The sequence below is a fragment of the Domibacillus robiginosus genome, assembly GCF_000966195.1.
Taxonomy (GTDB): Bacteria; Bacillota; Bacilli; order Bacillales; family Domibacillaceae; genus Domibacillus; species Domibacillus robiginosus.
In genome coordinates this window covers 32,412-58,232 of record NZ_LAHL01000004.1, presented here as the reverse complement: position 1 = coordinate 58,232, position 25,821 = coordinate 32,412, and the positions used below count along the sequence as shown (strand labels likewise).

23 protein-coding genes and 2 tRNA genes are annotated in these 25,821 nt (G+C 43.2%); 5 read left to right on the top strand and 20 right to left on the bottom strand.

Annotated elements, in window-relative coordinates:
• Nucleotides 1-29: 29 nt before the first annotated feature.
• The 4 genes from uraH to VP97_RS03290 form a co-directional block, all read right to left on the bottom strand.
• Nucleotides 30-383 (bottom strand): hydroxyisourate hydrolase, encoded by a 354-nt coding sequence (uraH, locus tag VP97_RS03305; RefSeq protein WP_050180259.1) that lies wholly within the window; start codon nucleotides 381-383, stop codon nucleotides 30-32.
• 4 nt (nucleotides 384-387) lie between these two features.
• Nucleotides 388-894 carry a 2-oxo-4-hydroxy-4-carboxy-5-ureidoimidazoline decarboxylase gene (uraD, locus tag VP97_RS03300; RefSeq protein WP_050180258.1) on the bottom strand — a complete coding sequence of 169 codons (507 nt, stop codon included), beginning with the start codon at nucleotides 892-894 and terminating at the stop codon, nucleotides 388-390.
• Between the two features lie 25 nt (nucleotides 895-919).
• A complete protein-coding gene (locus VP97_RS03295) occupies nucleotides 920-2,227 on the bottom strand; it encodes a nucleobase:cation symporter-2 family protein (RefSeq protein WP_050180257.1) in 1,308 nt (435 codons plus the stop codon).
• 169 nt (nucleotides 2,228-2,396) lie between these two features.
• On the bottom strand, nucleotides 2,397-2,738 hold the full coding sequence (locus VP97_RS03290; RefSeq protein ID WP_050180256.1) for a Na-translocating system protein MpsC family protein: 342 nt from the start codon (nucleotides 2,736-2,738) through the stop codon (nucleotides 2,397-2,399).
• A gap of 253 nt (nucleotides 2,739-2,991) precedes the next feature.
• Between VP97_RS03290 and VP97_RS03285 the strand changes: the two genes are divergently transcribed.
• The gene (locus VP97_RS03285; RefSeq protein ID WP_050180255.1) at nucleotides 2,992-3,696 is read left to right on the top strand and encodes a DUF421 domain-containing protein; all 705 of its coding nucleotides are present in this window, start codon (nucleotides 2,992-2,994) and stop codon (nucleotides 3,694-3,696) included.
• An 82-nt stretch (nucleotides 3,697-3,778) separates the two neighbouring features.
• Here the strand turns inward: VP97_RS03285 and VP97_RS03280 are convergent, their stop codons facing one another.
• On the bottom strand, nucleotides 3,779-5,326 hold the full coding sequence (locus VP97_RS03280) for a bifunctional GNAT family N-acetyltransferase/carbon-nitrogen hydrolase family protein (RefSeq protein ID WP_050180254.1): 1,548 nt from the start codon (nucleotides 5,324-5,326) through the stop codon (nucleotides 3,779-3,781).
• A 316-nt stretch (nucleotides 5,327-5,642) separates the two neighbouring features.
• On the opposite strand from VP97_RS03280, the gene VP97_RS03275 reads away from it, so the two are divergent.
• The 3 genes from VP97_RS03275 (at nucleotide 5,643) to VP97_RS03265 (ending at nucleotide 8,114) form a co-directional block, all read left to right on the top strand.
• Nucleotides 5,643-6,320: an NAD(P)H-dependent oxidoreductase gene (locus VP97_RS03275; RefSeq protein ID WP_050180253.1), complete on the top strand. Its 678-nt coding sequence runs from the start codon at nucleotides 5,643-5,645 to the stop codon at nucleotides 6,318-6,320.
• A 211-nt stretch (nucleotides 6,321-6,531) separates the two neighbouring features.
• Nucleotides 6,532-6,933, top strand: coding sequence for a DoxX family protein (locus VP97_RS03270; protein WP_050180252.1), 402 nt, complete (start codon nucleotides 6,532-6,534; stop codon nucleotides 6,931-6,933).
• Nucleotides 6,934-7,298: 365 nt separating this feature from the next.
• A complete protein-coding gene (locus VP97_RS03265) occupies nucleotides 7,299-8,114 on the top strand; it encodes a hypothetical protein (RefSeq protein ID WP_050180251.1) in 816 nt (271 codons plus the stop codon).
• Nucleotides 8,115-8,459: 345 nt separating this feature from the next.
• Here VP97_RS03265 and rlmH read toward each other — a convergent pair whose 3' ends face one another.
• The gene (gene rlmH / locus VP97_RS03260; RefSeq protein WP_050180250.1) at nucleotides 8,460-8,939 is read right to left on the bottom strand and encodes a 23S rRNA (pseudouridine(1915)-N(3))-methyltransferase RlmH; all 480 of its coding nucleotides are present in this window, start codon (nucleotides 8,937-8,939) and stop codon (nucleotides 8,460-8,462) included.
• 252 nt (nucleotides 8,940-9,191) lie between these two features.
• Here rlmH and VP97_RS03255 point away from each other — a divergent pair, with 252 nt between their 5' ends.
• Complete coding sequence (locus tag VP97_RS03255) at nucleotides 9,192-11,474, top strand: glycerophosphodiester phosphodiesterase family protein (protein WP_050180249.1); 2,283 nt, start codon at nucleotides 9,192-9,194, stop codon at nucleotides 11,472-11,474.
• A 91-nt stretch (nucleotides 11,475-11,565) separates the two neighbouring features.
• On the opposite strand, the gene VP97_RS23140 is transcribed toward VP97_RS03255, so the two are convergent.
• From VP97_RS23140 to VP97_RS03190, 14 genes are all read right to left on the bottom strand, one after another.
• Complete coding sequence (locus VP97_RS23140) at nucleotides 11,566-11,727, bottom strand: CxxH/CxxC protein (protein ID WP_082220210.1); 162 nt, start codon at nucleotides 11,725-11,727, stop codon at nucleotides 11,566-11,568.
• Nucleotides 11,727-12,926, bottom strand: coding sequence for a S1C family serine protease (locus VP97_RS03250; protein ID WP_050180248.1), 1,200 nt, complete (start codon nucleotides 12,924-12,926; stop codon nucleotides 11,727-11,729). The genes VP97_RS23140 and VP97_RS03250 overlap by 1 nt, the downstream gene beginning before the upstream one ends.
• 180 nt (nucleotides 12,927-13,106) lie before the next feature.
• Nucleotides 13,107-13,901 carry an MBL fold metallo-hydrolase gene (locus VP97_RS03245; protein ID WP_050180247.1) on the bottom strand — a complete coding sequence of 265 codons (795 nt, stop codon included), beginning with the start codon at nucleotides 13,899-13,901 and terminating at the stop codon, nucleotides 13,107-13,109.
• A 22-nt stretch (nucleotides 13,902-13,923) separates the two neighbouring features.
• Nucleotides 13,924-14,754 (bottom strand): two-component system regulatory protein YycI, encoded by an 831-nt coding sequence (locus tag VP97_RS03240; protein WP_050180246.1) that lies wholly within the window; start codon nucleotides 14,752-14,754, stop codon nucleotides 13,924-13,926.
• Nucleotides 14,741-16,072 (bottom strand): YycH family regulatory protein, encoded by a 1,332-nt coding sequence (locus VP97_RS03235; protein ID WP_050180245.1) that lies wholly within the window; start codon nucleotides 16,070-16,072, stop codon nucleotides 14,741-14,743. The genes VP97_RS03240 and VP97_RS03235 overlap by 14 nt, the downstream gene beginning before the upstream one ends.
• Nucleotides 16,069-17,889 (bottom strand): cell wall metabolism sensor histidine kinase WalK, encoded by a 1,821-nt coding sequence (gene walK / locus VP97_RS03230; RefSeq protein ID WP_050180244.1) that lies wholly within the window; start codon nucleotides 17,887-17,889, stop codon nucleotides 16,069-16,071. The genes VP97_RS03235 and walK overlap by 4 nt, the downstream gene beginning before the upstream one ends.
• A gap of 5 nt (nucleotides 17,890-17,894) precedes the next feature.
• Nucleotides 17,895-18,605, bottom strand: coding sequence for a response regulator YycF (yycF, locus tag VP97_RS03225; RefSeq protein WP_050180243.1), 711 nt, complete (start codon nucleotides 18,603-18,605; stop codon nucleotides 17,895-17,897).
• Between the two features lie 185 nt (nucleotides 18,606-18,790).
• Nucleotides 18,791-18,863: transfer RNA gene (locus VP97_RS03220), tRNA-Phe, on the bottom strand.
• A gap of 164 nt (nucleotides 18,864-19,027) precedes the next feature.
• A tRNA-Asp gene (locus VP97_RS03215) sits at nucleotides 19,028-19,104 on the bottom strand.
• A 283-nt stretch (nucleotides 19,105-19,387) separates the two neighbouring features.
• Nucleotides 19,388-20,674, bottom strand: coding sequence for an adenylosuccinate synthase (locus VP97_RS03210; RefSeq protein WP_050180242.1), 1,287 nt, complete (start codon nucleotides 20,672-20,674; stop codon nucleotides 19,388-19,390).
• Nucleotides 20,675-20,873: 199 nt separating this feature from the next.
• Entirely contained in the window at nucleotides 20,874-22,238 is a 1,365-nt protein-coding gene (dnaB, locus tag VP97_RS03205; RefSeq protein WP_050180241.1) for a replicative DNA helicase, read from the bottom strand.
• Nucleotides 22,239-22,297: 59 nt separating this feature from the next.
• The gene (gene rplI, locus VP97_RS03200) at nucleotides 22,298-22,747 is read right to left on the bottom strand and encodes a 50S ribosomal protein L9 (RefSeq protein ID WP_050180240.1); all 450 of its coding nucleotides are present in this window, start codon (nucleotides 22,745-22,747) and stop codon (nucleotides 22,298-22,300) included.
• Nucleotides 22,744-24,717 (bottom strand): DHH family phosphoesterase, encoded by a 1,974-nt coding sequence (locus tag VP97_RS03195; protein ID WP_050180239.1) that lies wholly within the window; start codon nucleotides 24,715-24,717, stop codon nucleotides 22,744-22,746. The genes rplI and VP97_RS03195 overlap by 4 nt, the downstream gene beginning before the upstream one ends.
• A gap of 66 nt (nucleotides 24,718-24,783) precedes the next feature.
• Nucleotides 24,784-25,713: a YybS family protein gene (locus VP97_RS03190; protein WP_172656732.1), complete on the bottom strand. Its 930-nt coding sequence runs from the start codon at nucleotides 25,711-25,713 to the stop codon at nucleotides 24,784-24,786.
• Nucleotides 25,714-25,821: the final 108 nt, after the last annotated feature.

Genomic DNA, 25,821 nt, shown 5'->3' with positions numbered 1-25,821 from the left:
CTCTCCTTTAGTTATACTTGCACAAATTGTCAGCTTCCGCGATAGACCTGGTATCCCCAGGGGGAAACAAGCAGGGGCACGTGGTAATGCAGCGAGGACGGATCAAGCCCAATCCGCACGGAAACCTTTTCTAAAAAAGCAGGCTCTGACAGCTGCAGTCCTTTTTCTTTGAAATAATCGCCTATATAAAAGAGAAGCTCATATTCTCCTTTTCTCACAAGATCGGATGAGAGCAGTGGTGCATCAAGCCGCCCGTCCGAATTGGTCCGCGCACTGTTTAATAAGCGTTTTTCAGGTCCGTTTAATTCAAAAAGCTCAATACTCACCTGTGAAGCAGGGCAGCCATGTGTCAGGTCTAATATATGTGTTGTTAATCCTCCCATCGAGTCAGTCCTCTCCTTCTGTAATTTGATCTTCTATTCTAAATCGGACAATTTGATTGATTTCAGACAAAGCCCGGCTCATCTCCTGTTCCTTTGAATGTTTTACTCTTTCCTTTATAGAGTGGAAAATATCTTCTTTGTTTTTGCCCCGGACTGCCAAAATAAAAGGAAAAGAAAACCGTTCAACATATTCCCTATTCAGCTCCAGTAAATGCTCATACTCTGCTTCTGACAGCCCGTTTAACCCGGCACCTTTTTGCTCACTTTCGGAAAAAGAGGTTACTTTTTTTCTCGTTCCTAAATGGGGATGAGCTTGAATGAGATTCATTTTTTCGTCTTCACTCGCTGCTTGAATAACCGCAGCGATTTTTTCATGAAGGTTTTCACGAGAATTAAATGGTCTTTGTTTTTCTGCTCTTTCAATCACCCAGGGAGAATGCTCCACCAGTTCTTTTAATTTTTCTACAAACGCTAACTTCGACATTTCATTTAACGTACTGATGGTTACCATTTATCCATACCGTCCTTTTCTTTTCTTATGACACCCGTGCATTGCCCGCTTCGTTTTGATGAGCAGTGCCGGGAGCTGAAATATCTCGAAAATTAAAAAATATATTTAAAAAAATAGCTGTCAGGCTGCCGGTAATGACGCCGTCACTTACTAAAATGCGCAGGGCATGCGGCAGCTGGCTGAACAATTCAGGTACTACAGTGGCCCCCAGACCTAATGAAACCGAGCAGGCGATAATAAGTGCATTCTGCTGATTGCTGAAATCGACTGATCCCAGCATTTTGATGCCGGAAGATACAACCATTCCAAATAGGACAACTGTGGCACCGCCAAGTACAGGTGCTGGAATAATTGTCGCCAGAGCGGCTACTTTCGGAATTAACCCAAGGAAAACGAGAATAAATCCTGCTGCTACGACCACATTTGTAGATTTATTGCGTGATAGCTGCACAAGTCCTACGTTTTGGGCGAACGTATTGTATGGGAAAGCATTAAAAATACCACCAATCATAATCGCCAGACCTTCTGCCCGGTATCCACGAGTAAGGTCTGCCTGCGTAACGGGCCGATCGCAAATTTTACCTAAAGCGAAAAACACACCTGTTGATTCCACAATGATTACCAGGCCGACAATGAGCATTGTTAGAATTGGTCCTATTTCAAAAGTAGGCATGCCGAAGTAAAAGGGCTGCGGTAAATGAAACCAGGAAGCTTCTGCTACTTCCTCAAAATGAACTCTCCCCATAACCGTTGCAGCCAGTGTGCCCGCCATAATACCAAGGAGCACAGACAGGGAGCGAACATACCCTTTGAAAAAACGGTTCGCCACAATAATGACGGCGATCACACCCATAGACAGCATTAAATTCTCCAGGCTTCCAAAATCAGGGTTTCCTGCACCGCCGGCCATGTTTCGGATGCCGGATGGAATGAGGGATAAGCCAATAATCGTGACAACCGTTCCTGTTACAACAGGCGGGAACAGCTTAACCAGCTTCCCCAGATAGCGGGCAAAGATGAGAATAAAAAGCCCAGCTGCTATAATGGCGCCGTAAACGGCCGGAATGCCATACTCAGATCCGATTGCAATCATCGGTGACAGAGCCACAAAAGATGCGCCCAGTACGACCGGCAGACCGATGCCAAAGTATTTGTTTTGCCATGCCTGAAGCAGTGTAGCAATCCCGCACGTTAATAAGTCAATTGCGACCAGGTAAGCTAATTGCTCTGCGGAAAGGTTTAGAGCTCTTCCGACAAGCAGCGGAACGAGGATAGCTCCTGCATACATCGCCATTACATGCTGAAATCCTAATGAAACCACTTTTGAATTCATGTTTACTCCCCTTTTCTATAAAAAAAGCCGCAGAAAAAGAAGAGTAACTCTTCTTTTTCTGCGGCTCTTATATGACGTATAACGACATGTAAGCTTCCGGCTCTTTCAACGTAAACAGTTGAAGGAAAAATGATCAATCATCTTCCCTCCAGCAGTCACGCTGCTCATATTATGAATCAAGCGGCTCCTGCACATAAATGACTGTACAGGCATGCTGGCTTGAAGCATCGTAGTCTTTGAAAATGGCTGTCACTGTCAGCCCAAACTGCTCTTCCACATGCTCTTTTAACCGGCGTTTGTACTCCATGGCCAGCGCCCCGTCAACGGACAGCGTCAGTTCTGGATACCGTTTTCCTAAAACAGAAATTAAAGGAGAACGCTTTGTTTCGGCAAAAATAACGATGCGGTTTTCTGCAATATCAATTTTTTGCTTGCTCACGCCTATGCTGTAAATCTCTTGATTGACTTCATTGTACAGCTGAGACAGCTGTTTTTTAAAAGAAGCATTCACTGTTTGCTCACCTGCTGTTCATTCTTTCATCCATCGTATAAAAATTCCGATAATTCGTCATCCTGCTTGTTAGAAAATCTAACATATTATTTTCCGCATGATCGCTGAAACAGGGGAAACCAGATGAAAAATAAGGCTCATCGTGTATATCCCACAAAGGATAAAGAAATCATGAAATTAATGGATTATTTTATACGAGCAGCGTGATCGTGGAAAAAAGGATCAGCTGATTTAAATAAAGGATGTGCTTAATGTGGATTTTTTTCACAGACAGGAAACGCTTTCTCTCATTGAATGGATGCTCCGGGCAGCTGTTACTTTTTTCTTTTTAGTAGCGGTTGCAAAAGCTTTAGGACAGCGGGCTATCTCCCAATTAAGGGTTATAGACTTCGCAATCGTCCTCGTGATTGGGAATATCGTGGCTCACCCTTTGTCAGATGAAGGGTTGGGGCTAAAAGGTTCCTTTGTTACGACACTGGTGATGTTGTTCTTCTACCTGGCGAGTGTTTTTATGATTTTAAAATGGCCATGGTTTAGAAAGCTGGTAAGTCACGCTCCTATTACCGTTGTTCAAAATGGAGAAATTCTTTATGCGGGGCTGAAAAAAGCAAGAATCTCCCTTGATGTGTTATTAGAGGAGCTTCGAGAAAAAAAAGTCGATGATATAAATAAGGTCGCCCTGGCTATTTGGGAAGCAGATGGAAAAATCTCATTTTTTCTAGATCCTAAATATGAACCACTTACACCCGGATCTCTTCAAATGAAAACAGAGCCTTTTGATTTACCGAGAACAATTGTGAAAGAAGGTAAAATAAATACCGAGGAATTAAAACACCTTTCCAAAGACGAAAGCTGGGTCGCGTCTCAGCTGGCAGCTTCGTTTCAAACGGACATAAAAAATGTCCTGCTTGCTACCCTTGATACAAAAGATAACCTGAAGGTTTTTTTGTACAAATAGATGCGTAAAAGAGGCTGGGACAGAACCAGCCTCTTTCTTTATAGTTATTTAAACGGTTAGATTCTTCTTGGATCCCTTTAATTTACTCTGATTCCAGCTGCTTCAGCTCAACCCGGTACAGGTCACGGCGCCGGTCACGCAGCTGCCGGACGGATCCAGCGTTTCGGGAGCGTCTTAGCTTTTCAAGGTCAACATCTCCCACTACAACTGTATCGACGTTTGCGTCGCACTCTCCTACAATGCCATCTCTTGCAAATCCAAAATCTGATGGAGAGAAAATCGCTGACTGGGCGTACTGGATATCCATATTTTCCACATGAGTCAGGTTGCCAACTGTTCCTGCGATGCAAATGTAAGCCTGATTTTCAACAGCCCGCGCCTGAGCACAATAACGGACCCGCAGATACCCCTGGCGATCATCTGTACAAAACGGAACAAAAATAATATTGGCTCCCTGGTCAACCGCAATGCGGGCAAGCTCAGGAAATTCAATATCGTAGCAAATTTGGATCGCAATTTTACCACAGTCTGTGTCAAACACTTCAATTTTATTTCCTTCTGCAATCCCCCACCACTTTTGTTCATTTGGTGTGGCATGAATTTTTTCCTGCTTTTCAATCGTGCCGTCGCGGCGGAATAAATATGCTACATTGAAAACATTCCCTTCGCTTTCGACAAAATGGGAGCCTCCGATAATGTTAACGTTATACCGTACTGCCAGCTCCGTAAACAATTCGATGTACTGGTCTGTGTATGTAGCAAGACGGCGTACAGCACGGTCTGGCCGCTTTTCTTCAAGAAAAGACATCAATTGTGTTGTAAACAGCTCAGGAAAAACAGCGAAATCAGAGCCGAAATCAGCGGCGACATCTACGTAGTACTCTACCTGGCGGGCAAAATCCTCGAAGGAATCAATTTTTTTCATCATGTACTGAATGGCGCAAATTCTCACCGGGAAAGAAGCACGGTATACACGTCGTGACTTCGCTAAATAATCAATATTGTTCCATTCCATTAATGTGGCAAAAGAATCGGATGCTGCATCGTCTGGCAAGTAGCGCGTATTAATACGCTTAATCGTAAATCCTTCAAGCAGCTGGAAGGATAAAACAGGATCATAAATGCTGTGCTTCTCAACAGCCGCTACATACTCACGCGGTGTCATATCGGTTTTGTATTTATGATAATTTGGAATTCGTCCTCCAATAATGATACTTTGAAGATTTAACTGGCGGGCGAGCTCTTTCCGCGCTTCATAAAGACGGTGTCCGATTTTCATCCGGCGGTATTCGGGGTCAACCATTACTTCAATTCCATATAAGTTGAATCCGTCGGGATCGTGGTTCGTGATATATCCATTGTCAGTAATCGTGTTCCACGTGTGCTGGTCGTCGTACTCATCAAAATTGACGATCAGGCTTGAGCAGGAGCCGACAATTTTATCTTCATATTCTACACAAAACTGCCCTTCAGGAAAAATGCGGATGTGGCTTTCCAGCTGATCCCGCTTCCACGGCTCCATACCCGGAAAGCAGCGGCCCCATAGCTGCATAATTTCATCAATATCTTCAAAGCGTATATTTCGAACAATGATTTTTTTCTCGTATTTTGACATATCGGTCTCTGACACGTTTCCACGTCCTTTTTCAGTCTATAACGCTTGTAAGCCTGTCCTTGATTGAGTAAAATAGGCCTGTCTTTACCTACCCTCTTTTCTGTGGACATAAACTTATATTCTCTTCGGTTTTCACAAGGGAATTTACGCTAAAAGAGACTGACAGCCCACTCTTTTCTTTTCTCCGTCCTCCCTTTCCATCCCTTCTCTTTTGAGCAAACTATTTTCCTTTCGCCTGTTCATTATTTATACTGATCATCATCATAATTCATTCACCCCCGGGCACAATACGTGGGTAAAAAACATGCTATAAAAAGGAGTATTCAAGTATATGAGCCATTCTTCTATTACCCATCAGGACATTTTAAAGGCTTTCGAATTTAGACATGCAACAAAAGAATTTGATCCAACGAAAAAAATCAAAAAAGAAGATTTTGAGCTGATTTTAGAAGCAGGCAGACTTTCACCAAGCTCTGTCGGATATGAGCCTTGGAAATTTTTAGTGATCCAAAATCCGGAGCTGCGTGAAAAACTGCGTGAAGTTTCCTGGGGAGCGCAAGGGCAACTGCCGACCGCAAGCCACTTTGTCGTGATTTTGGCAAGAACGATCAAAGATACAAAGTATGATTCAGACTATGTAAAGAATCAAATGCTGAACGTAAAAAAATTTCCCCCTGAGCTCTTTGACAAAATTAAAGAGCGATATAAATCTTTTCAGGAAGAAGATCTAAATCTTTTAGAAAACGACCGCACCATGCTCGACTGGGCTGGGAAACAAACGTATATTGCCCTGGCCAATATGATGACAACGGCCGCCCTGATCGGGGTTGACTCCTGTCCGATTGAAGGCTTTCATTTTGAAAAAGTACAAAAGCTGCTCGAAGAAGAGAATCTGCTTGAAGACGGGCATTTAGCTGTTTCCGTTATGGCTGCCTTCGGTTACCGACAAAAAGAGCCGCGTCCGAAAACGAGAAAAGAGATGAATGATATCGTTCAATGGATTGAATAAACGTAAACCGCTTGAAGGTTTTTGCTTCAAGCGGCTTATTGTTTTTGCGCTCTCGTGTTCTTTTTACAGGCTGGAAGCTGCCTTTAAAAACAACGCGCTTTTTTATTCAGCTTTGAATAAACATTGATGTGCTTCCTCACAATAAGTTATCTACACGCTTTGTAAGAATGAGGATGCTTTTAAAAATAATGTGGTGAAAGGAGGGATAAGTATGGCTGTAGACCTTGGCCTATTGATTATTCGCCTCGTCATTGGACTGACCTTCGTGGGACATGGTGCTCAAAAGCTTTTTGGCTGGTTTGGGGGTACAGGAATCGCGGGAACCGGCAGCTTGCTCGAGTCTATCGGTATTAAAGAAGGCGCGAAAGTCTGGGCAACGCTGGCAGGACTATTTGAATTCATCGGCGGTCTTCTTTTTGCTGCCGGCGTTCTTACCCGGATCGGCGCAATCATGATTGTCATCGTGATGATCGACGCGATTTTTACGGTTCATGGTAAAAACGGCTACTGGGCAGACAGGGGCGGATTTGAGTACAATGCCGTTTTGATTGCTGTTGCCATTGGCGTAGCCTTGATTGGACCGGGCAAATTTGTATTGATTTATACACCATGATAAAAACAGCTGGGGATTTAAAAAGAGATATATTTTTTTGAGTGCTTTTCTCCAATTATGCCGGTTTTAGCAGCAGCAAAAAAATAATAGACGTAGAAGCGAACAAAAGATATACTATCTTCTTGTGGTCAAGTTACCCTGTGCAAAGAATAGTGGCAGCAAGTAAAAAAGGAAAGCACAATACATTAACTTCATTACCGTCCTTCAGGCAAGACTCCAGCGTATCCTTTTTACTTATTAAAACTTGCTGTTCTATTTCTATAGATGTCATCTACATACACTATCTTTTAATCGTCATTGAAACAATTGGTTGTTTCTATATGTCTAGTATTATGTACAAATACAGATCTTTCAGGAGAAAAAAGATGCGAAAAATACTCGTTGTTTTACTAACTATTCCAATTTTCTTTTTATTTATAATTGGTCTAGTTTTGTTTGACTATGTTTATTTTCCACTAATTAGCTCTAAAGCCGAAAAAGCTGCTGAAAAGCATCTTGAAGAAAAATATAATGAAGACTTTGTTATTGATGAGTCAAGCTTCTCAAAACCACTAGGCGATGACATGGGTACTTATCAGATTGATTCTCACCCTGTGAAAGACCCGAAATTAACTGTTCGTATTTCAGTTACTGAAGATATGCAGCCAATTTCCGATAATTACTTAGACATGAAATGGCGTGCGGAGCTTAACGAACAATTTGGTTCAATATATAAAAAGCTATATGAATCCCTTGAAAATTACTCATATATGGTCAATGTCTCATTTCCGGATGAAACTTATACTAAATACAACATCTCTAACACCTATCAAGAAATCATTGAAAGAGAGCATAAAGGAATTGGAAATATTATATTTGCCAATGTACTTCTTAACACTTCCAATGAAATGGACTACCAGCTAAATAAAGTTTACAAATTGATACAGTACTTGAAGAACCAAGAATTAGAGTACTTCACCATTAAAATTGAATACTTTAACGAAAACCTTGAACAAGAAATCTCTGACAAAGATAAAAAGCTTGATTACAACGATTTTTCAAACAAACACCTAAAAAGCAGAGACTATCTCTTTGATTTTTCCTATGATTCTAAAGATGAGTGGTCTAAAAAGAAGATGGAAGATATAAAATCCTCCGATGACCTAAAGCAATACTTACAAAAAGTAAAAGCTATGAATTAATTAGCTTACTAACACAAATGGTTGCTATGAAGATATTAAAATACTTACAAAGAGTCTTAATTTTGTTTCAAAGCTTATTGGGTCTCTTAATATAAGAAGCACTCTTATTTTCTAGGAATGATTTTTAATCCGTTAGTAAATATACGTACCATTCAAAAAAAGAGGAAATGATGCTTGTCACACTAAACCTATTGATAAAATTGAGGACAACTGAATGGGACAATACCACAAACCATTCGATGGGGGCTTTCCCCCCATCTTTTAAGGTCATCAATTACACAAGTGTAGAGCGTAAAAACAAATTATCTAGATACCCTGCCAGTAATTTCAATTAAAAAACTTCATTTACTTATGGTACGGTTCCCCGCGATTAATGCGAAAGCTCCGATACACCTGCTCGACTAAAATCAGCCTCATCAGCTGGTGTGGAAAAGTCATTGGAGAAAACGACAGCTTATCATCTGCCCGCCTGAGTACCATATCACTTAAGCCTAGTGAACCGCCGATGACAAAGGCGATTTTGCTTTTACCGTAGGTAGCGAGCCTGTCAAGATCGGCGGCGAGCTGTTCGGATGATTTCATTTTTCCATTGATGGCCAGAGCGATAACGTACGTGTCCTGTCCAATTTTAGCAAGAATCCGCTCGCCTTCTTTCTCCTTTACCTGTTTCATTTCCGCTTCGCTTAAAATTTCCGGCGCTTTTTCATCTGGTACTTCGATGATGTCGATTTTTGCATAAGCCGATAAGCGTTTTACATATTCATCGATACCTTGCTTTAAATATTTTTCTTTTAATTTTCCTACTGTTACGATCGAGATATTCACAATTTAACCCCACTTTGCAAACAATTTACAAACAGTTTATCCACAGAAGTTATCCACATATTAACAACCATTTTGTTTATATTTTACCATACTATCCACATGTTAATATTCAACCTTTGTCTGGATCTTTTTATATTTTCCGGGAAAAAAGAAGGAATTTTCCGTCTTTTTTGTTAACTTATTTTTCGCTTCATATTCCGTTAACAATCCCCTGCCAAAATAAAGAAGCAGTTTATTTTAGGAGGGATCTTGATGAAAAAAACAAAAATCGTTCCACTTTTTTTAGCTTCCGGCCTTTTATTACACTCACCCAATTTCCTGCCAGCCCCTGCACTGGCTGCTGAGCCTGTTTTACTGGAATCTTTTGATGCAGCCTCGCTGCCGGCTGGCTGGGAAGTGATTCAGGGGCAGGCTTCTGTTCAAAACGGCGCACTTGTGCTTTCATCGCCTTCTACGTCAAAGCCTGCACGCGTCCTCGCGCCTCAAGCTATTTCTAATGGCGATTATGTGATTGAAGCAGATATGACGTTCCTTTCCGCTGTTGAAGATACGCGCTGGGCCTCTATTATGTATCGTGTTCAGGGCGGCGACTATCCTTATTATCAAATGGCTGTCCGTCGCGGTGCTCAAGCCTTAAATGGCGTTGAATTTGCACTTCGGAATGCAAACAATCAATGGTCTGTGCTCAACAAAGCCCCGTACAGTGAAGCTTTTTCCTACAATAAATCGTACAAGCTGAAAATCGTTTCAAAAGGCAACCGGGTGCAGCAATACATAAACGGCCAACTTATGATTGATACCGATGCGGCATCGGCACTTACAGGAGGCCGAATTGGTTTTCAAGCAGCTGGTGCCACCGTTCAATTCGATAACATACGCGTGACTGAACAAACGGAAGAACTTCCATCTTTAGCCGAAACGGGTGCTTTTCTCGGTGATCAGCCTCAAACCAATCTGCTCAATGCTCCGACGATTATTTCAGCTGTGCCTCAGCTTGAACAAATAGACGGTGTTTCTTCTATGCTGCTTCGGCCCGAGACTGATTTGCAAGTACAGGGTATACCGCTTCGCACCTACCTGGCTGAAATGTCGGGTACAACAATTCCGGTTATTCAGCTTGAACAGCTGGAAACAGCCGAAAAAACAGCCGATCTGCTTCAAGAAATGTCCATTCAGGACGTACACATCGTTTCTACCCAGCCGAATGTACTGAAAAGGGTTCAGGAAACGATCCCATTTGCACGCGGCGCACTCGTTTATAATCGATCTTCACTTAATAAACATGACGTGAATCGCTTTATTCAATCAATTCACGCAGCCGGCGCTAAAACTGCCGTGCTGCCTCAAAAATTGCTTTCAGCTGATCTTATTCACGATTTTCATCGCCGGGCTGTTGCTGTATGGGGTGAGATAGAGAGCACTTCAGAACTCGATGCGCATACGCTTATTCATACCGGCGTCGATGGTATTATAGCCAGTGACACCAAACCAGTAACCACTGCCTTCAGTCGTTATCCAGAAAACACGCTTGTACAGCGGCCTATAGTCGCAGCACACCGCGGTATTCCCTCGCTGGCACCGGAGAACACAATGGCTGGCTATAGGCTGTCTTATGAGCTTGGCGCCGATTTGATTGAAACAGACGTTCAGCGTACAAAAGACGGCGAAATAATTATTATGCATGATTATACGGTTGATCGAACAACTGATGGAACCGGCAATGTAAAAGATTTAACGCTCGCGGAGATTCAATCTCTTGATGCCGGCTCCTATTTTAGTGAACAGTTCGCAGGTGAACAGGTACCAACATTCCGTGAATTTCTACAAGCATTCAAAGGGAAAGATGTGATACTGCTTGTTGAATTAAAAGCAGACGGCATCGCTGAAGACACCATTCGGATCATTCAGGAAGAAGGAATGACGGATCAAGTTGTACTGCAAAGCTTTCATTTAAACAGTGTCGCACAGTCGGTGGCTTCTGCCCCTCATATACCGTCCGGCTACTTGTATTCAGCATCCGTTGCAAGCGGGGAAACAGCGCGGCTTAGCGATGCAAGCAGCATGCTTCAATATGCAACGCGCCTGAATGCAACACTGAATTCAAGCTACAACAGCTTGTCACCGGAGTTTACATCTTATCTCCGCCAGCGCGGTATGATTAGTTTTCATTGGACCTTCCGTAATCAAGCCGATTTTGGAAGCCAGCTTCAAAACGGGATGATCGGGCCGATTACCGATTATACACAATGGCTGACAGACGCGCCAATCCGGATTGAAACACCGATTAAAAAACGACATCTACAGGTCGGACAAACAGCAGCTATTCAGGCGAAAGCGTTCCTGAATTACCGTACAAAGAAAAAGGAAAATATTGAAACTGCCCTTTTTTCTTCAAATGACGGTGTAACGATTAATGGGAACACGATTCAGGCAGTTGAAAAGGGCACTTCTTATGTATTTGCCCAGCATACATTCGACATGCTTGGACAGAAATGGACGATTGTTTCCCAGCCAATTGAAGTAGTGGTAAAATAAAGAAAAAAATTCCCGTTATCAACATGTTGATAACGGGAATTTTCTGACTTTATCCACATACCCACAGATTTCATCCACATTTTGCCCCTACTTATTCATTACCCACAACATATATAGCCGGATTCTGACAAAATTCGCAGGACGCAGCTTTTTCTATACTTTTCATAACTGGTGCTGTTTCCCATTCGTCTACTGCAATATCCAGGGCCAGCTCCACATGCTCAAGACAGCATGTTAATGTTTTTTTTTCCATTACAAATCACTTTCCGCGACAAGCGTCATTTTCGTTTCCCGCTGCTTTCCGTCACGATAGTACGTTACGGTCACTGCGTCGCCTTCACTTTTATTGTTATACATATATTTGCGTAAAGCGATCACATCCTGAACAGGTTCGCCATCAAGCGCTGTAATAACATCGTACTCCTGCAATCCTGCTTTGGCCGCCGGAGAGTTTGTCAACACCTGTTCGATAATCACGCCTTCTTTAACGTTCTCAGGTAGCTTTAATGTTTCCTGCTGATGGTAAGATGGAAGCTCACTCACATTTTGCAGCGTAACACCCATAGCCGGCCGTTTTACTTCGCCAAATGACTCAAGGTCTTTGATAATAGGCAGAGCTGTGTCGATTGGGATAGACAACCCGATTCCTTCCACAGCACTCTGGGCAATTTTCATAGAGTTAATCCCGATTACCTGTCCTGTAATATTTACAAGCGCACCGCCGCTGTTACCAGGATTGATGGCTGCATCAGTTTGCAGCACTTCTGCCTGCCAGTCGTTTACCATGTCGCCGTTTAAATCGACTGGAATGGCCCGCTCCAGTCCCGATACAACCCCTTGCGTAACAGATCCTGAAAATTCAAGGCCAAGTGGATTTCCAATGGCAATAACCGGTTCTCCAATTTTCAATGCGCCAGAGTCTCCAAACTCAGCCGTTTTCTTGACATTGTCTCCTTTAATCGTCAGAACAGCAAGATCTGTCCACACGTCACCACCCAGCAATTCAGCCGGCTCTTTTGTCCCATCTGCCAGTGTTACCTCCAGCTGCTGGGCACCCTCAATCACGTGGTAATTTGTCACAATAAATGCGGTATCGCCGCTTTTTTTATAAATAACGCCACTCCCGCTTCCAGCCTCCTGCGGATCGGATTCTGTGCCAAAAAAGTCCATTGATGCTTGAATATTGGTGATTCCTACTACCGCATCTTTTGCTCTTTCAACAGCCTGTGTAACATCAGTTGTTACATCGAGTGACACCTGCTCTGCATTACGGGCGGTTTCATTCTCTGAAACAGAAACACCTTCGTTTTTGTTTTGATAGTCTACAATCGTTGGAAGCGTCCCGACTACAAGTCCGGCTCCAATGACTACACCGGCAAGTCCTGATAAAAAGTAGCCGCCTTTGCCACTTCGCTTGTTTCTTCCTGTACGCCCTTCATCATAATAGCCCAATACCAATCATCCTTTCTGCCAACTTATTGTTTCACCATTTCTCTCATCTATTCTAAAAAATTATACGCTTTTGCCAAAAAGAAGGGCAACTCATATGCCGCGTATTATATGGGAATAACGACTAGAAAAAGCTGAAAACTGGCAGAAAAAAAGTCCGCAGCGTTCTGCTACGGACGTGAATTAAATCACCGTAAGCGGTGTTGGCACTTTCGGATCTGTATCATACAGATGAAACTGATATCCGATCCCTGCACCTTTTTGTTCAAGTGTCTGGGTAACACTCATTTTGGCAAGCTCCTTCATATTATTATCTGCACTTAAATGTGCCAGATAAATCCGCTTTGTACGGGGACCAATCACATCATTCATGGCCAGTGCTGCGTCTTCGTTTGATACATGCCCTACATCACTTAGTATACGCTGTTTAATGCTCCAGGGATAACGCCCCATTCGAAGCATGCCAACGTCATGATTGCTTTCAAATACGTACGCATCGGCATCTGAAATCAGGCCTTTCATCCGATCACTCACATATCCAGTGTCAGTGATCAAAACAAGCTTTTTACCGTCACTATGAAAAATATAAAACATCGGCTCGGCTGCATCATGTGAAACACCGAATGACTCAATATCTACAGAGCCGAATGTTTTCACTGTTTCTGTTTCAAAGACAAATTTTTGACTGTCGTCGATCGTGCCCGTTAGCCGGTCCATCGCCTGCCACGTTTTTTCATTTGCATAAACCGGCAGCTTGTATTTCCTCGCCAGCACACCCAGTCCTTTAATGTGATCGCTATGCTCGTGGGTAATAAAAATGCCGGATAAATCAGCGATCTTTCGCCCAATCGATGAAAAAAGCTCATCCATTTTTTTACCGGAAAGTCCGGCATCGACCAAAAAGGAATGGCCACCTGACTCCACAAAAATGGCATTGCCAGTGCTTCCACTTGCCAGTACACTAAATTGCATTGTCATGCTGTTCACTCCAGTTAAGTTGCTACGATTCTTTTTGAGGGGAATTAATAGATCCATTAAATGCGTTCACATACACTTCTTCGGTCTGATCTCCTTTTTTCAGCTGGAAATACCAGGTTGGAGACAACACCTGCTTTATTTCAGATTCGTTAATTTGTCCAATTTGTGCTTCGGGCTCTTCATCCCACTGTACAACTGTGTAGTAGCCCAGCTCCGCATTACTGATTTCACTGTCCAGCTGAATCAAGCCATTTTTATAAAGAGAATCAATCGCTTCAAGAGCGGGCAAAATCGTCTGCTCATCCAGATTCCCATTTATGTTTGAGAGCATCGTTTGAGAATATCCTGTAATCTCTTCCTCATCATTAAGCTGTACAGTCAGCATGCCCGATCCGTTTTCAAACAGCTTTTTACCTTCAATTTTTTGATAGTAAATGACGGTATTTGCTTCGCGGTTTCGTTTCCAATAGGCGTATTCTCCACCATGCAAAACATTGTTTTTAACAAAAGAATTTAGTTTGCTCCGCGCCGCTCCATCCGTTTCATACGGCTTTTCCAAAACACTGACGATTTCTGTATCATCATTTTGGATAGCCCCCTTTTGTTTTGTTAAAAAAAGCAAATCTTTTTCCGTAAACGTTCGAGGCTTCGTCACAATAGTGGAATGTTCTCCCGTATCGTCAGGCATCGCTTCGTATTGAACGCCGTCTTGCTGCAGTTTTTGTTCAATCGATGTTTTTTTAATTACCTCGTATGGTGACGCACTGTACTTATTAAAAAACATTACAGCGAGAAAAATATTCAGGACAAGAAACACGCCGATAAAAATGGTTTTAGTTTTATTCCAATCCATCGACTTGCCCTCCTTCATTTTTGGCGAGCTTATACCATTTACCGTTGGATTGATAGTACCAGAATGGTTCCATAGCTATAACTGGCGACTTCTGGTCCAGCGCCATTTCATATCCGATCCGCATATCCGTCAGCTGCGTTGGATCTATATTTTCCATCTGCAGTACCTGATCCAATGCTGCCTGGCCGTCTTTCAGCTTCACGGTTCCCGTTGAATCAATGATCGGCTGACCAATAATAAAAGAAGAACGTTCATATTGATAAATCCGCTCGCGTCCCCATATTTGTGACAGTTCTGCTATTCCTTCCTGCGGACTAAAGACAGGAAAATCATCTAAAAACAGTCGGTAGCTGATTTTTGAAGAGCCTGGATCTGCTTGAAACAAGCGGTAGCTGTCCACCCATCCGTTATGCTCGTTCACAAAATTAACGCTTTTATCAATCAGCTTATCAAGCGGCATTGTTTCAGTCACAACAGATGGGTTTACATATTTAACAGCCGCTGTCGTGACGTTTATCCGCATAAAACTCGTTCCATCAGTTATATATTCGTCACTTGCTGAGCTTGAGCTTCGCTGTACATAGCTTGGGTCATTGAATAGGGCACGCTTAAAGGTATCGGCATCAATTATTTTATTCAAATAGTAGCTTTGAACCGTTAATACAGGCGGTTGTTTACGTATATACAAAAGCGCTCCGTTTGGAACCTGATAAGAAAGATACGGCTCAAGCTGGTCATGGTCTTCTACATAACGCTGCTTAAATTCTTTTAACGATCTTGTTTGAATCTGGCTCCTGAATACAAGTCTTTCTTTCACAGAAACAAAATAAACAAATGCTTTATTTTTCTGCTCCGCTTCTGTAATAACGATACGGTCAAAGACCGCATTCGGAACTTTTTCATCCCTAAAGGTAACGAGCATCTTCAGCGTGTTAAAAGGCACGGAAGAAGAAAAAAACAACTCTACATGCTGGTCATCGGACAGCAGCTGGGAAAATTCCTTTTCATTCAAAGAGCTTGAGATGTTTTCAGGATCCAGGAATGTCCATTCTTCCATTTCCTTCATCACCCAGTCAAGCTCCTTTTCAGAAATGGTGCCATAGTGACTGCCGTCTTGATGAGCAATAATCCGCGATGGTTTTAGTAAATCGGAAATTTCTCGCTGCTGTCCAATTTTTACTTCATTAACGATATTGCTGTTTTCTCCGTCTGCAATGTTTTCATAAGACGGCTGATAGTTCCAAATACCCCACGTAAATGCAAGACTGATCAATACCAGCAGCGTAAGCACTGCTGATTTGATTGTTTCGTAGTTCATTCCCAATCATCCTCTTCGGAAAGATCCGCCGGCAGCGTAAAGAAAATCGTCGTTCCTTTCCCTTCCACACTCGTTGCCCAAATGTGGCCGCCGTGCGCGGTAATGAGTTCTTTTGCAATCGCAAGTCCAAGTCCAGTACCGCCCATTTTTCGTGAACGGGCCCGGTCTACCCGATAAAAGCGCTCGAAAATGCGCTCCAGGCTTTTTTTCGGAATGCCCATTCCCTGATCGCTGATGCTGACTTGAATTGTATCTCCATGTTCTTCGACTTTAAATGATACGAGGCCGCCGTCTGGTGAATATTTCAGCGCATTGGAAATAATATTATCAATGACCTGCGTTAATTTATCTTGATCGATCGTTACATAAATCGGATAGCGCGGCAGCTTCCGCCGGAACGTCACTTCACGCGACTTCGTCATTTCAAACCGGTCAATGATTTTATTGAAAAACTCAATAAAATCAGTGTCTTTTTTCGTTAAATTGTACTCCTGACTGTCAAACTTTGAAAGCTGCAGCAAATCATTTACGAGCCGGATCATCCGCTCGGTTTCTGTTTGCGTTACGTCAAGAAAATTAGGTGCAATGTCCGGATCCTGCCAGGCTCCATCCGCCAGCGCCTCTAGATAACTGCGCATTGTAGTGAGCGGTGTGCGCAGTTCATGTGAAACATTCGTGACAAATTCACGGCGCTCCATTTCGATTTTTTCCTGTTCCGTAATATCATGCAGCACAGTGATAAGCCCGTTCACAAAGCCCGTTTCTTTTTGAATCACAGAAAAATTCGCCCGCAGCACATAAGGACGGTCATGTGTACTGTAATCGAGAATCACGGATTCCTGTTCATTTAATAAATCATCAAATGAGTAGTCTTCCTCAAGATTCAATAATGAAACAATCGGCTGTGAAATAACTGTTTCACGTGAAACATTCAACATTTTGGATGCCGGCTCATTAATTAAGATAACCCGGCCGCGCCGGTCCGTCGCAATAACACCATCCGTCATATAAGAAAGGACAGACGATAGTTTGCGGCGTTCCCCTTCTGTCGTTGCCTGCGCTTCCTGAAGTCGTTTGGTTAAATTGTTGAACGTAACAGCCAGCTCCCCAATTTCATCCTGACCATACACTTTTACTTTGCGTGAAAAATTTCCTTTTCCAAGCGCTACAGCCTGCCGTCTCATGTCCGTAATAGGCCGGGTAATGGTCCGAGCGAGCGCAACTCCCAGGACAGCTGTAAGAGCCAATGCCAATATGGCTGCTGTAAACAAGATTTCATTAATATCATCCAGCTGGGCAAACACTTCTTCAATGTCGCTAACAAGGTAAATCGCACCTTTTACTTCACTACCGGATAAAATCGGTGTGGTCAGTACCCATACGCGCTTGCCATTGTCTACATACATTTCTTTTCCTACTCTTCCAGCTGACAGCGCCTGGGTTACCGGTAGTTCTACCGTCCGCTGGCCAACAACGCCGCGGTTATCGGTATCAGATGTCCCAATAATCCGGTTGTTTACATCAATGACTTTCACTTCAATAACGTCATCCGCCGAGGAAAAATCCCCCAGGATATCGCGCACGTCCTGCTCCAGCGTCTTCGAATCCGCATTTCGCTCTTTCACGATTTCTTCAAGCAGGTTATATTCAAGTAAATTCACTCTTTCCTCCAAGGACGCTTTAAAGTTTGAGGTAAATTTTTCTTCAAGTGAATTTACAAAATAAACGCTGATAATCTGCATAGCGAATAAAATCAGCAGCACGTAAATCAGCACAAACTTCATTTGAATCGAACGAAAAAATCCTACTCGCTTCATTCACGTTACTCCTGTTCAGGATTACGCAAATAGTAGCCAACACCTCTTCGCGTCACGATCCAGGATGGATGGCTCGGGTTATCTTCAATTTTCTCACGAAGGCGTCTGACTGTTACATCGACCGTTCTAACGTCTCCGTAGTAATCATACCCCCAGACCGTTTGCAGCAAGTGCTCACGTGTCATTACTTGTCCGATATGCTTGGCCAGGTAATGAAGCAGTTCAAATTCGCGATGAGTCAGCTCAATCGTTTCACCGCGCTTTGAAACGATATAAGCATCAGGATGAATCGTCAGTGCCCCTACGGTAATTTCATTGGTATCCACCACTTCGTCTTCCTGAGCAGGAATCGCTTGATGACGACGCAAATTGGCTTTTACACGTGCGATCAGTTCACGCGTGGAAAACGGCTTTGTTACATAATCATCTGCCCCAAGCTCCAGACCAAGTACTTTATCAATCTCGGAATCTTTTGCTGTTAGCATAATAATCGGCATTTCATGTTTTTTGCGCACTTCGCGGCATACTTCCATTCCGTCACGTCCTGGAAGCATAATGTCAAGCAATACAAGGTCCGGCTGCATATCCTCTACCATTTCAACTGCCTGGTCACCGTCATATGCACACTGAACGTCATATCCTTCTTTTTTTAAATTAAACTGCAAAATATCTGCAATGGGTCTTTCATCATCGACAACCAATATTTTCTTTTGCATCACATATGTCCCTCACTTTTATTTTCACAGAGTAAAAGATGGCTTCAAATATTATATTTTATCATATTTTCGCCTTTTTCGCTTTACTTAACTTTACCATGACAAAGGGGCTGCGACATCTGGCAATAGACGATAAAAATAACAAAAAGCACCACGGGAGCGAAATCACCGCGATGCTTTTTCTATGGCTCAGGACGGAATCGAACCGCCGACACAAGGATTTTCAGTCCTTTGCTCTACCAACTGAGCTACTGAGCCGGAGTTAAAACATTGTCTAACAAATAAATTGTTTTATTGTTATTGTGAAGAATAGTGCGTCAAGACGAAATTTTCAAAAAATACAGCGGCCGTTTTTTCGTGAAGGACAATTCAAAGACGCGGACGGCCGCCATCAAGAACATAACGATAGGTTAAAGTAAAAATGGCGGTCCGGACGGGACTCGAACCCGCGACCTCCTGCGTGACAGGCAGGCATTCTAACCAACTGAACTACCGGACCATTTTTTAATGCCGTTCTCCAGCAACATTGTTAATAGTATCACATGGGGTGAAGAGTGACAATACATTTTCTCCATATTTGTCGAAAAAAACGAACAAAACCAAGAAATTTCGACATTTTATTCCTGTTTCCAAACATTCTAAGGAAACAAAGTTAAAATACGGCATTTTTTCGTTTGCAGGGACGATCAGAAGGGACTATTAACTTAGAAAATAAGCGAAAGAAAATAAAAGAAAAAGAGAAAAAGCTGCCTTAGAAAAGGCAGCTTCTTTTTTATTCAGATTTAGCTCCACACACTGCGTACGACGTTTGTCTGATTGCGGTCTGGACCTACTGAGAAAACAGACAACGGAATACCTGTTAACTGTGATACACGCTCGATATAGTGACGGGCATTTGCCGGAAGCTCACTTAAATCCTTAACACCTGTAATATCTTCTGTCCAGCCTGGAAGCTCTTCATATACAGGCTCGCATTCTGCAAGTACGCGAAGGTTAGCCGGATATTCTGTAATCAGTTCGTCTTTGTAACGGTATGCCGTACAGATTTTCAATGTTTCAATTCCTGTTAATACATCAATTGAATTCAATGAAAGGTCTGTCAGTCCGCTTACACGGCGCGCATGGCGTACAACCACACTGTCAAACCAGCCAACACGGCGCGGACGTCCTGTTGTTGTACCATACTCGCGTCCTACTTCACGAATTTGATCACCAATTTCGTTATTCAGCTCTGTTGGGAACGGTCCATCACCCACACGTGTTGTGTAAGCTTTTGATACGCCTACAACGTGCGTGATTTTGGATGGGCCAACACCAGAACCGATCGTTACGCCACCTGCAACTGGGTTTGACGATGTAACAAATGGGTATGTTCCCTGATCGATATCAAGCATTACACCCTGAGCGCCTTCAAATAAAACACGACGGCCTTCATCGAGTGCGTCATTGAGTACAACCGATGTGTCGCAAACAAGGTCTTTGATTTGCTGCCCGTACTCGTAATACTCATCTAAAATATCTTCTACTTTAAAGCCTTCTGTTTCGTAGAAACGCTCAAGCAGGCGATTTTTTTCTGCAATATTGTGCGTTAATTTTTCTTCAAATGTTTCACGATCCAAAAGATCTGCCATGCGGATACCCATCCGTGCTGCTTTATCCATGTAAGCAGGGCCGATTCCTTTTTTCGTTGTACCGATTTTATTAGCGCCTTTGCGCTCTTCTTCGACTTCGTCAATTTTCAAGTGATATGGCAAAATCACATGCGCACGGTTTGAAATGCGCAGGTTATCTGTTGATACACCATGTCCATGTAAATATTCTAATTCTTTTACAAGCGCTTTCGGATCCACAACCATGCCGTTGCCGATTACGCAAATTTTATCTGAATAAAAAATACCAGATGGAATCAAGTGAAGTTTGTATGTAACACCGTTGAATTTAATTGTATGACCCGCATTATTTCCACCCTGGTAACGAGCTACGACTTCTGCATTCTCAGAAAGAAAATCGGTTACTTTCCCTTTTCCTTCATCGCCCCATTGTGTTCCTACTACCACTACTGATGACATTTTTTGCACCTCCGAAGGTTCATGAAAAACGTTTTATCAAACACATTTATTTTACCAGCAGAAAACCGAGCCGTCAAACAAAAAGACGAACATTTTTAACTTAATTCGATTTTTTCATTCGTTTTTACTAGAAAACCAGACAGAACCTTTGAGCAGAACAGAAGATTAAAAAGAAAAAAGCCAGCGATTTGCTGGCTTTTTACGCGCCGGGCGGCGCTCCCATTTCATCCATACGCCGTTCTACATTGACGAATTTATTGTATTCTTTCACGAAAGCAAGCTCTACCGTTCCAGTTGGGCCGTTCCGCTGCTTGGCAATGATAATTTCAATCATATTTTTGTTTTCGGATTCTTTGTCATAATAATCATCTCGATACAAAAAAGCTACAATATCGGCATCCTGCTCAATGGATCCCGATTCCCGAATATCAGACATCATCGGGCGCTTGTCCTGCCGCTGCTCAACACCGCGGGAAAGCTGAGAAAGCGCGATAACTGGCACTTCCAGCTCACGGGCAAGTGCTTTTAAAGAACGGGAGATTTCCGATACTTCCTGCTGACGGTTTTCGCCGGAGCGTCCGTTGCCTTGAATAAGCTGCAGGTAGTCGATCAAGATCATACCGAGGCCCTGCTCCTGCTTCAAGCGACGGCATTTTGAACGGATCTCTCCAATTCGCACACCCGGTGTATCATCAATGTAAATACCTGAATTGGATAAGCTGCCCATCGCCATCGTCAGCTTGCGCCAGTCTTCATCGGTCAAAGTGCCTGTCCGCAGGCTTTGCGCATTAATGTTTCCTTCTGCGCAGAGCATCCGCATCACTAGCTGCTCTGCCCCCATCTCGAGACTAAAAATCGCAACTGTTTCGTCCGTGTTCGTTGCTACGTTTTGTGCAATATTAAGAGCAAATGCCGTTTTCCCGACAGATGGACGTGCGGCAACAATAATTAAATCATTTCGCTGGAACCCTGCGGTCATCCGGTCCAGCTCTGCAAATCCGGTTGGAATGCCGGTTACATCCCCTTTTCGGTTATGAAGCAGTTCAATATTGTCATACGTGCGCACAAGCACATCTTTAATATTATGAAAAGCACCGGCGTTTTTCCGCTGGGCTACCTCCATAATGCTTTTTTCTGCTTCGCTCAGCAAACCTTCTACTTCGTTTTCACGCTCATACCCATCTGTTGCAATGGTTGTCGCTGTGCGAATCAACCGTCGCAGAAGCGATTTTTCTTCTACAATACGAGCGTAATATTCAATATTGGCTGCTGTTGGTACAGCCGCTGCCAGTTCACTTAAATATGAAATGCCGCCGACATCTTCAATCAGTTTATGCGCAGCCAGGTCCTCTGTAACTGTGACTACATCTACTGCTTTTCCGTGATCACCGAGCTTCAGCATTGTTAAATAAATTTGCTGGTGGGCATTCCGGTAAAAGTCTTCCGGAATTAATATTTCAGAAGCGACTGTTAACGCGGACGGTTCTAAAAAGATCGCCCCCAGCACAGCCTGTTCTGCTTCAATATTTTGCGGCGGTACACGGTCCGTTAATACATCGCTCATCGTTACCCTCCTCGCGAAAAAAATGTGATCAGAGAATTCCGATCACATGTCTTTTCTGATTATTTTTCTTCTGTTACATGTACCTTGAGTGTAGCTGTTACTTCATTATGCAGTTTGACAGGCACGTTTGTGTAGCCTAGACCACGTATACCGTCTGGAAGATCCATCTTCCGTTTATCAATTTTAATCTTATGCTTTTTATTTAATTCATCAGCCACTTGCTTAGCTGTTACAGATCCGAAAAGCCGGCCGCCTTCACCTGTTTTTGCATGCAGTTCAACTGTTAATGCCTCGACAGTTTCTTTTAGCCGCTTTGCATCCTCAAGCTCTTCTGCTGCAAGAGCCGCTTGTTTTTTCTTCTGAGCATCAAGCGCATTTTGATTGCCAGATGTCGCTTCTACGGCATAGCCATTTTTAATTAAAAAGTTATGTGCGTAGCCATCAGCTACGTTTTTCACATCACCTTTTTTGCCTTTGCCTTTTACGTCTTTTAAAAAGATTACCTTCATTCCTCATTTCCTCCTTCAGTTATTTCATCAATAACACGGCACAGTTCCATTTCAGCATCCTCTACAGAAGCATCCCGAATTTGCGTGGCAGCATTTGTTAAATGACCGCCTCCGTTCAATTGTTCCATAATGATCTGTACATTGACTTCACCAAGTGAGCGGGCACTGATGCCAATTGTTTCCTCTGAACGGCGCGCAATCACAAACGATGCCTGTACACCATTCATTGTTAAAATCGTGTCTGCTGCCTGAGCAATAAGAACCGAATCATATACATAGTCATCGCTGCCTTTAGCAATGGCAAGGCCTTCCTTATAAAAATAAACGGTTTCGATCAGCTGACTGCGCTGAATGTAAGTGTCGATATCTTCTTTTAAAAACTTTTGAACCAAAATCGTATCCGCACCGTTTGTACGCAAATAAGCCGCAGCATCAAACGTACGAGACCCCGTTCGAAGTGAAAAGCTTTTTGTATCTACAATTATACCAGCAAGCAGGGCAGTCGACTCAAGCATAGATATTTTTTTTGTTTTCGGCTGATATTCCAAAAGTTCAGTGACAAGCTCTGCAGTTGAAGATGCATAGGGCTCCATATAAACGAGAAGCGGGTTTTTAATAAATTCTTCTCCGCGCCGGTGATGATCGATAACGACGACCCGTTCAGCTTTTGAAAGCAGCCGCCCTTCAATCACGAGCGAAGGCTTATGGGTATCAACGATTACAAGGAGCGTCCGATTGGTCGCAATTTCAAGCGCTTCCTCCGGTGTAATGATCCTTGAATGAAGATCAGGGTTTTGTTCTTTCAGCTCGTTAAGCAGTCGTTTCACTGCTGTATCAATCTGTGAAGGGTCAACGACAATATAACCTTCTCGTCCATTTAATTCTGCAACATGGCGAATCCCCATTGAAGCACCGACTGCATCCATATCCGGATACTTGTGGCCCATCACGATCACTTTGTCACTCTCAGTCACGATGTCACGGAGCGCGTGTGAAATCACGCGTGCACGCACCCGTGTCCGTTTTTCGGTCGGGTTTGTTTTCCCCCCGTAAAACTTCACTTTTCCGTCTCCCTGCTTGATCGCGGCCTGATCGCCGCCGCGCCCGAGAGCCAAATCTAAACTGGATTGGGCCAAATCACCGAGCTCCGGCAATGAAACTCCTCCCTGACCGATTCCGATGCTTAATGTAAGCGGGGCGTAATGCTTGGCTGTTTCTTCACGTACCTCGTCCAAAATAGAAAATTTATCTTCTTCAAGCTTGGACAAAATCCGCTCGTTCATTACGGTAAAAAAGCGTTCAGATGATATTCGCTTTAAAAACATGCCATGCTTTTTTGCCCAGCCATTCAGCATAGAAGTAACCCGACTGTTTAAGCTGCTTCTCGTCTGGTCATCCATTCCCTGTGTTAAATCATCATAGTTATCAAGGAAGATAATGCTGAGCGCCGGCTTTTCTTCTTTAAACTGCCGGGCAATTCTCTCCTCTTTTGTCACATCAAAAAAGTAAAGAAGCCGTTCAGCCGGTTTGGACATCACCCGAAATGTTTTGTCATTCAAATCGAGCATCGCTTCCTTGTCACTTTTAATGGCTGAAAGTAAGGGTTCTGCCACTTCGTAAAGCGATTCACCAACAAGTGATTCTTCCCGGAAATACGAAGTTAAAAAAGCATTCGCCCATTCAACCGTGTACTCCTTATTATAAAGCAGAATGCCGATTGGCAGTTCCTGAAGCGTTTCTTCGCCGACTTTTTGAAGACGGTGAGACAAAGTGGATACATATTTCTGCACATCTTCATGTAATTTTCTTTCTGCCAGATATAAAAAGAGGAGCAGAAAAATCGTTAATGTGATTAAACCGGCGCCTGCAGCCCAATTGTAGGAGAAAAGCCAGGCCGACGCGGCCACAAGCACAAGCGCAATGATGATAAACGGTATTTGAATCATCCGCCTGTTATAATACGAAAGCATTCGCTTCAGCTCCTCGTTCTAAAGTTCCATCCCTTACATTCGATGGAACTGATTTTAAAAAGCATATTACGGCTTTTTTTGCATCCGTTGTCTTAAGTCGAACCCTAAATCAATTATACCTAATAATCGGATAAGATAAAGAAGCGGAATTAGAGGAATTGATAAAAGAGCCGCCAAAACTGGGATTGCTTTTGGCCATCTTTTGCTGTGGGCATAGAAAAAAACAAAGGACAAGCCTTGTATATATAAGCATGCCTGCAAAATAAACATCATGTTCACATAAATATCATACCAGCTTGTACCAGGAGCCGGCTTGACGAAAATAGCTCCTACCATAAAAAGAAGATAGTACCATAAAATTGTGCGAGGCAGACGCACAGTCCGAAATGGCTGAAGCGGCTTCACCTTCACACCGAGCCGTTTGGCAATTGGATAATTTGCGGTTCTTAAAAGCAAAACTGTTACAAACGCCACTACAACAAAAATCGCTGGTAAAATAGCAGTTATGTAGCTAATAAGCGTATTGATCTCCTCACCCGTGTAAGGAGCTTCCTGGCCAAGCATACGGCTTGTTTCTGCTACAGACTGCTTAAACGTACTGCTAAACTCGTCTGCAAATGAAATATCAAACAGCCAGACAGCAGCAGCATACTGGACAATCATATTCAAAAGAAACGCGATGCTTCCACCCATATAAACAATCCAGCCATCTGACTGCCTGCGGATTAATGTGCCCATTATCAGCCCCGTTGTTCCGTACATAATCGCTACAGGTACGGACACAATACCTCCTACCAGGAACGCCAGCAGCAGCGAAACGGCAAGCAGACTAAAAGCAGGTCCAGGTGGATATTTGGAGCTGTATACTAAAAAAGGGAGCAGTAAAAAAAGCGCGCCGATAATTGAAACAATCGGTACGTAAATGGAGACCGCCAGCAGGATCGCAAAGATGGCCAGCATCATCGCTCCTTCTGTTATGATTCTTGTTTTTTCCAATTTAACACTCCGTTCATTTACCGAGCAATTCGGCATTCTCCTTCCTTATTCTACATTCCTTTAGTCCCTCATTCAACTTTAAAACAAAAAAGCCCGAACAAAGGATCG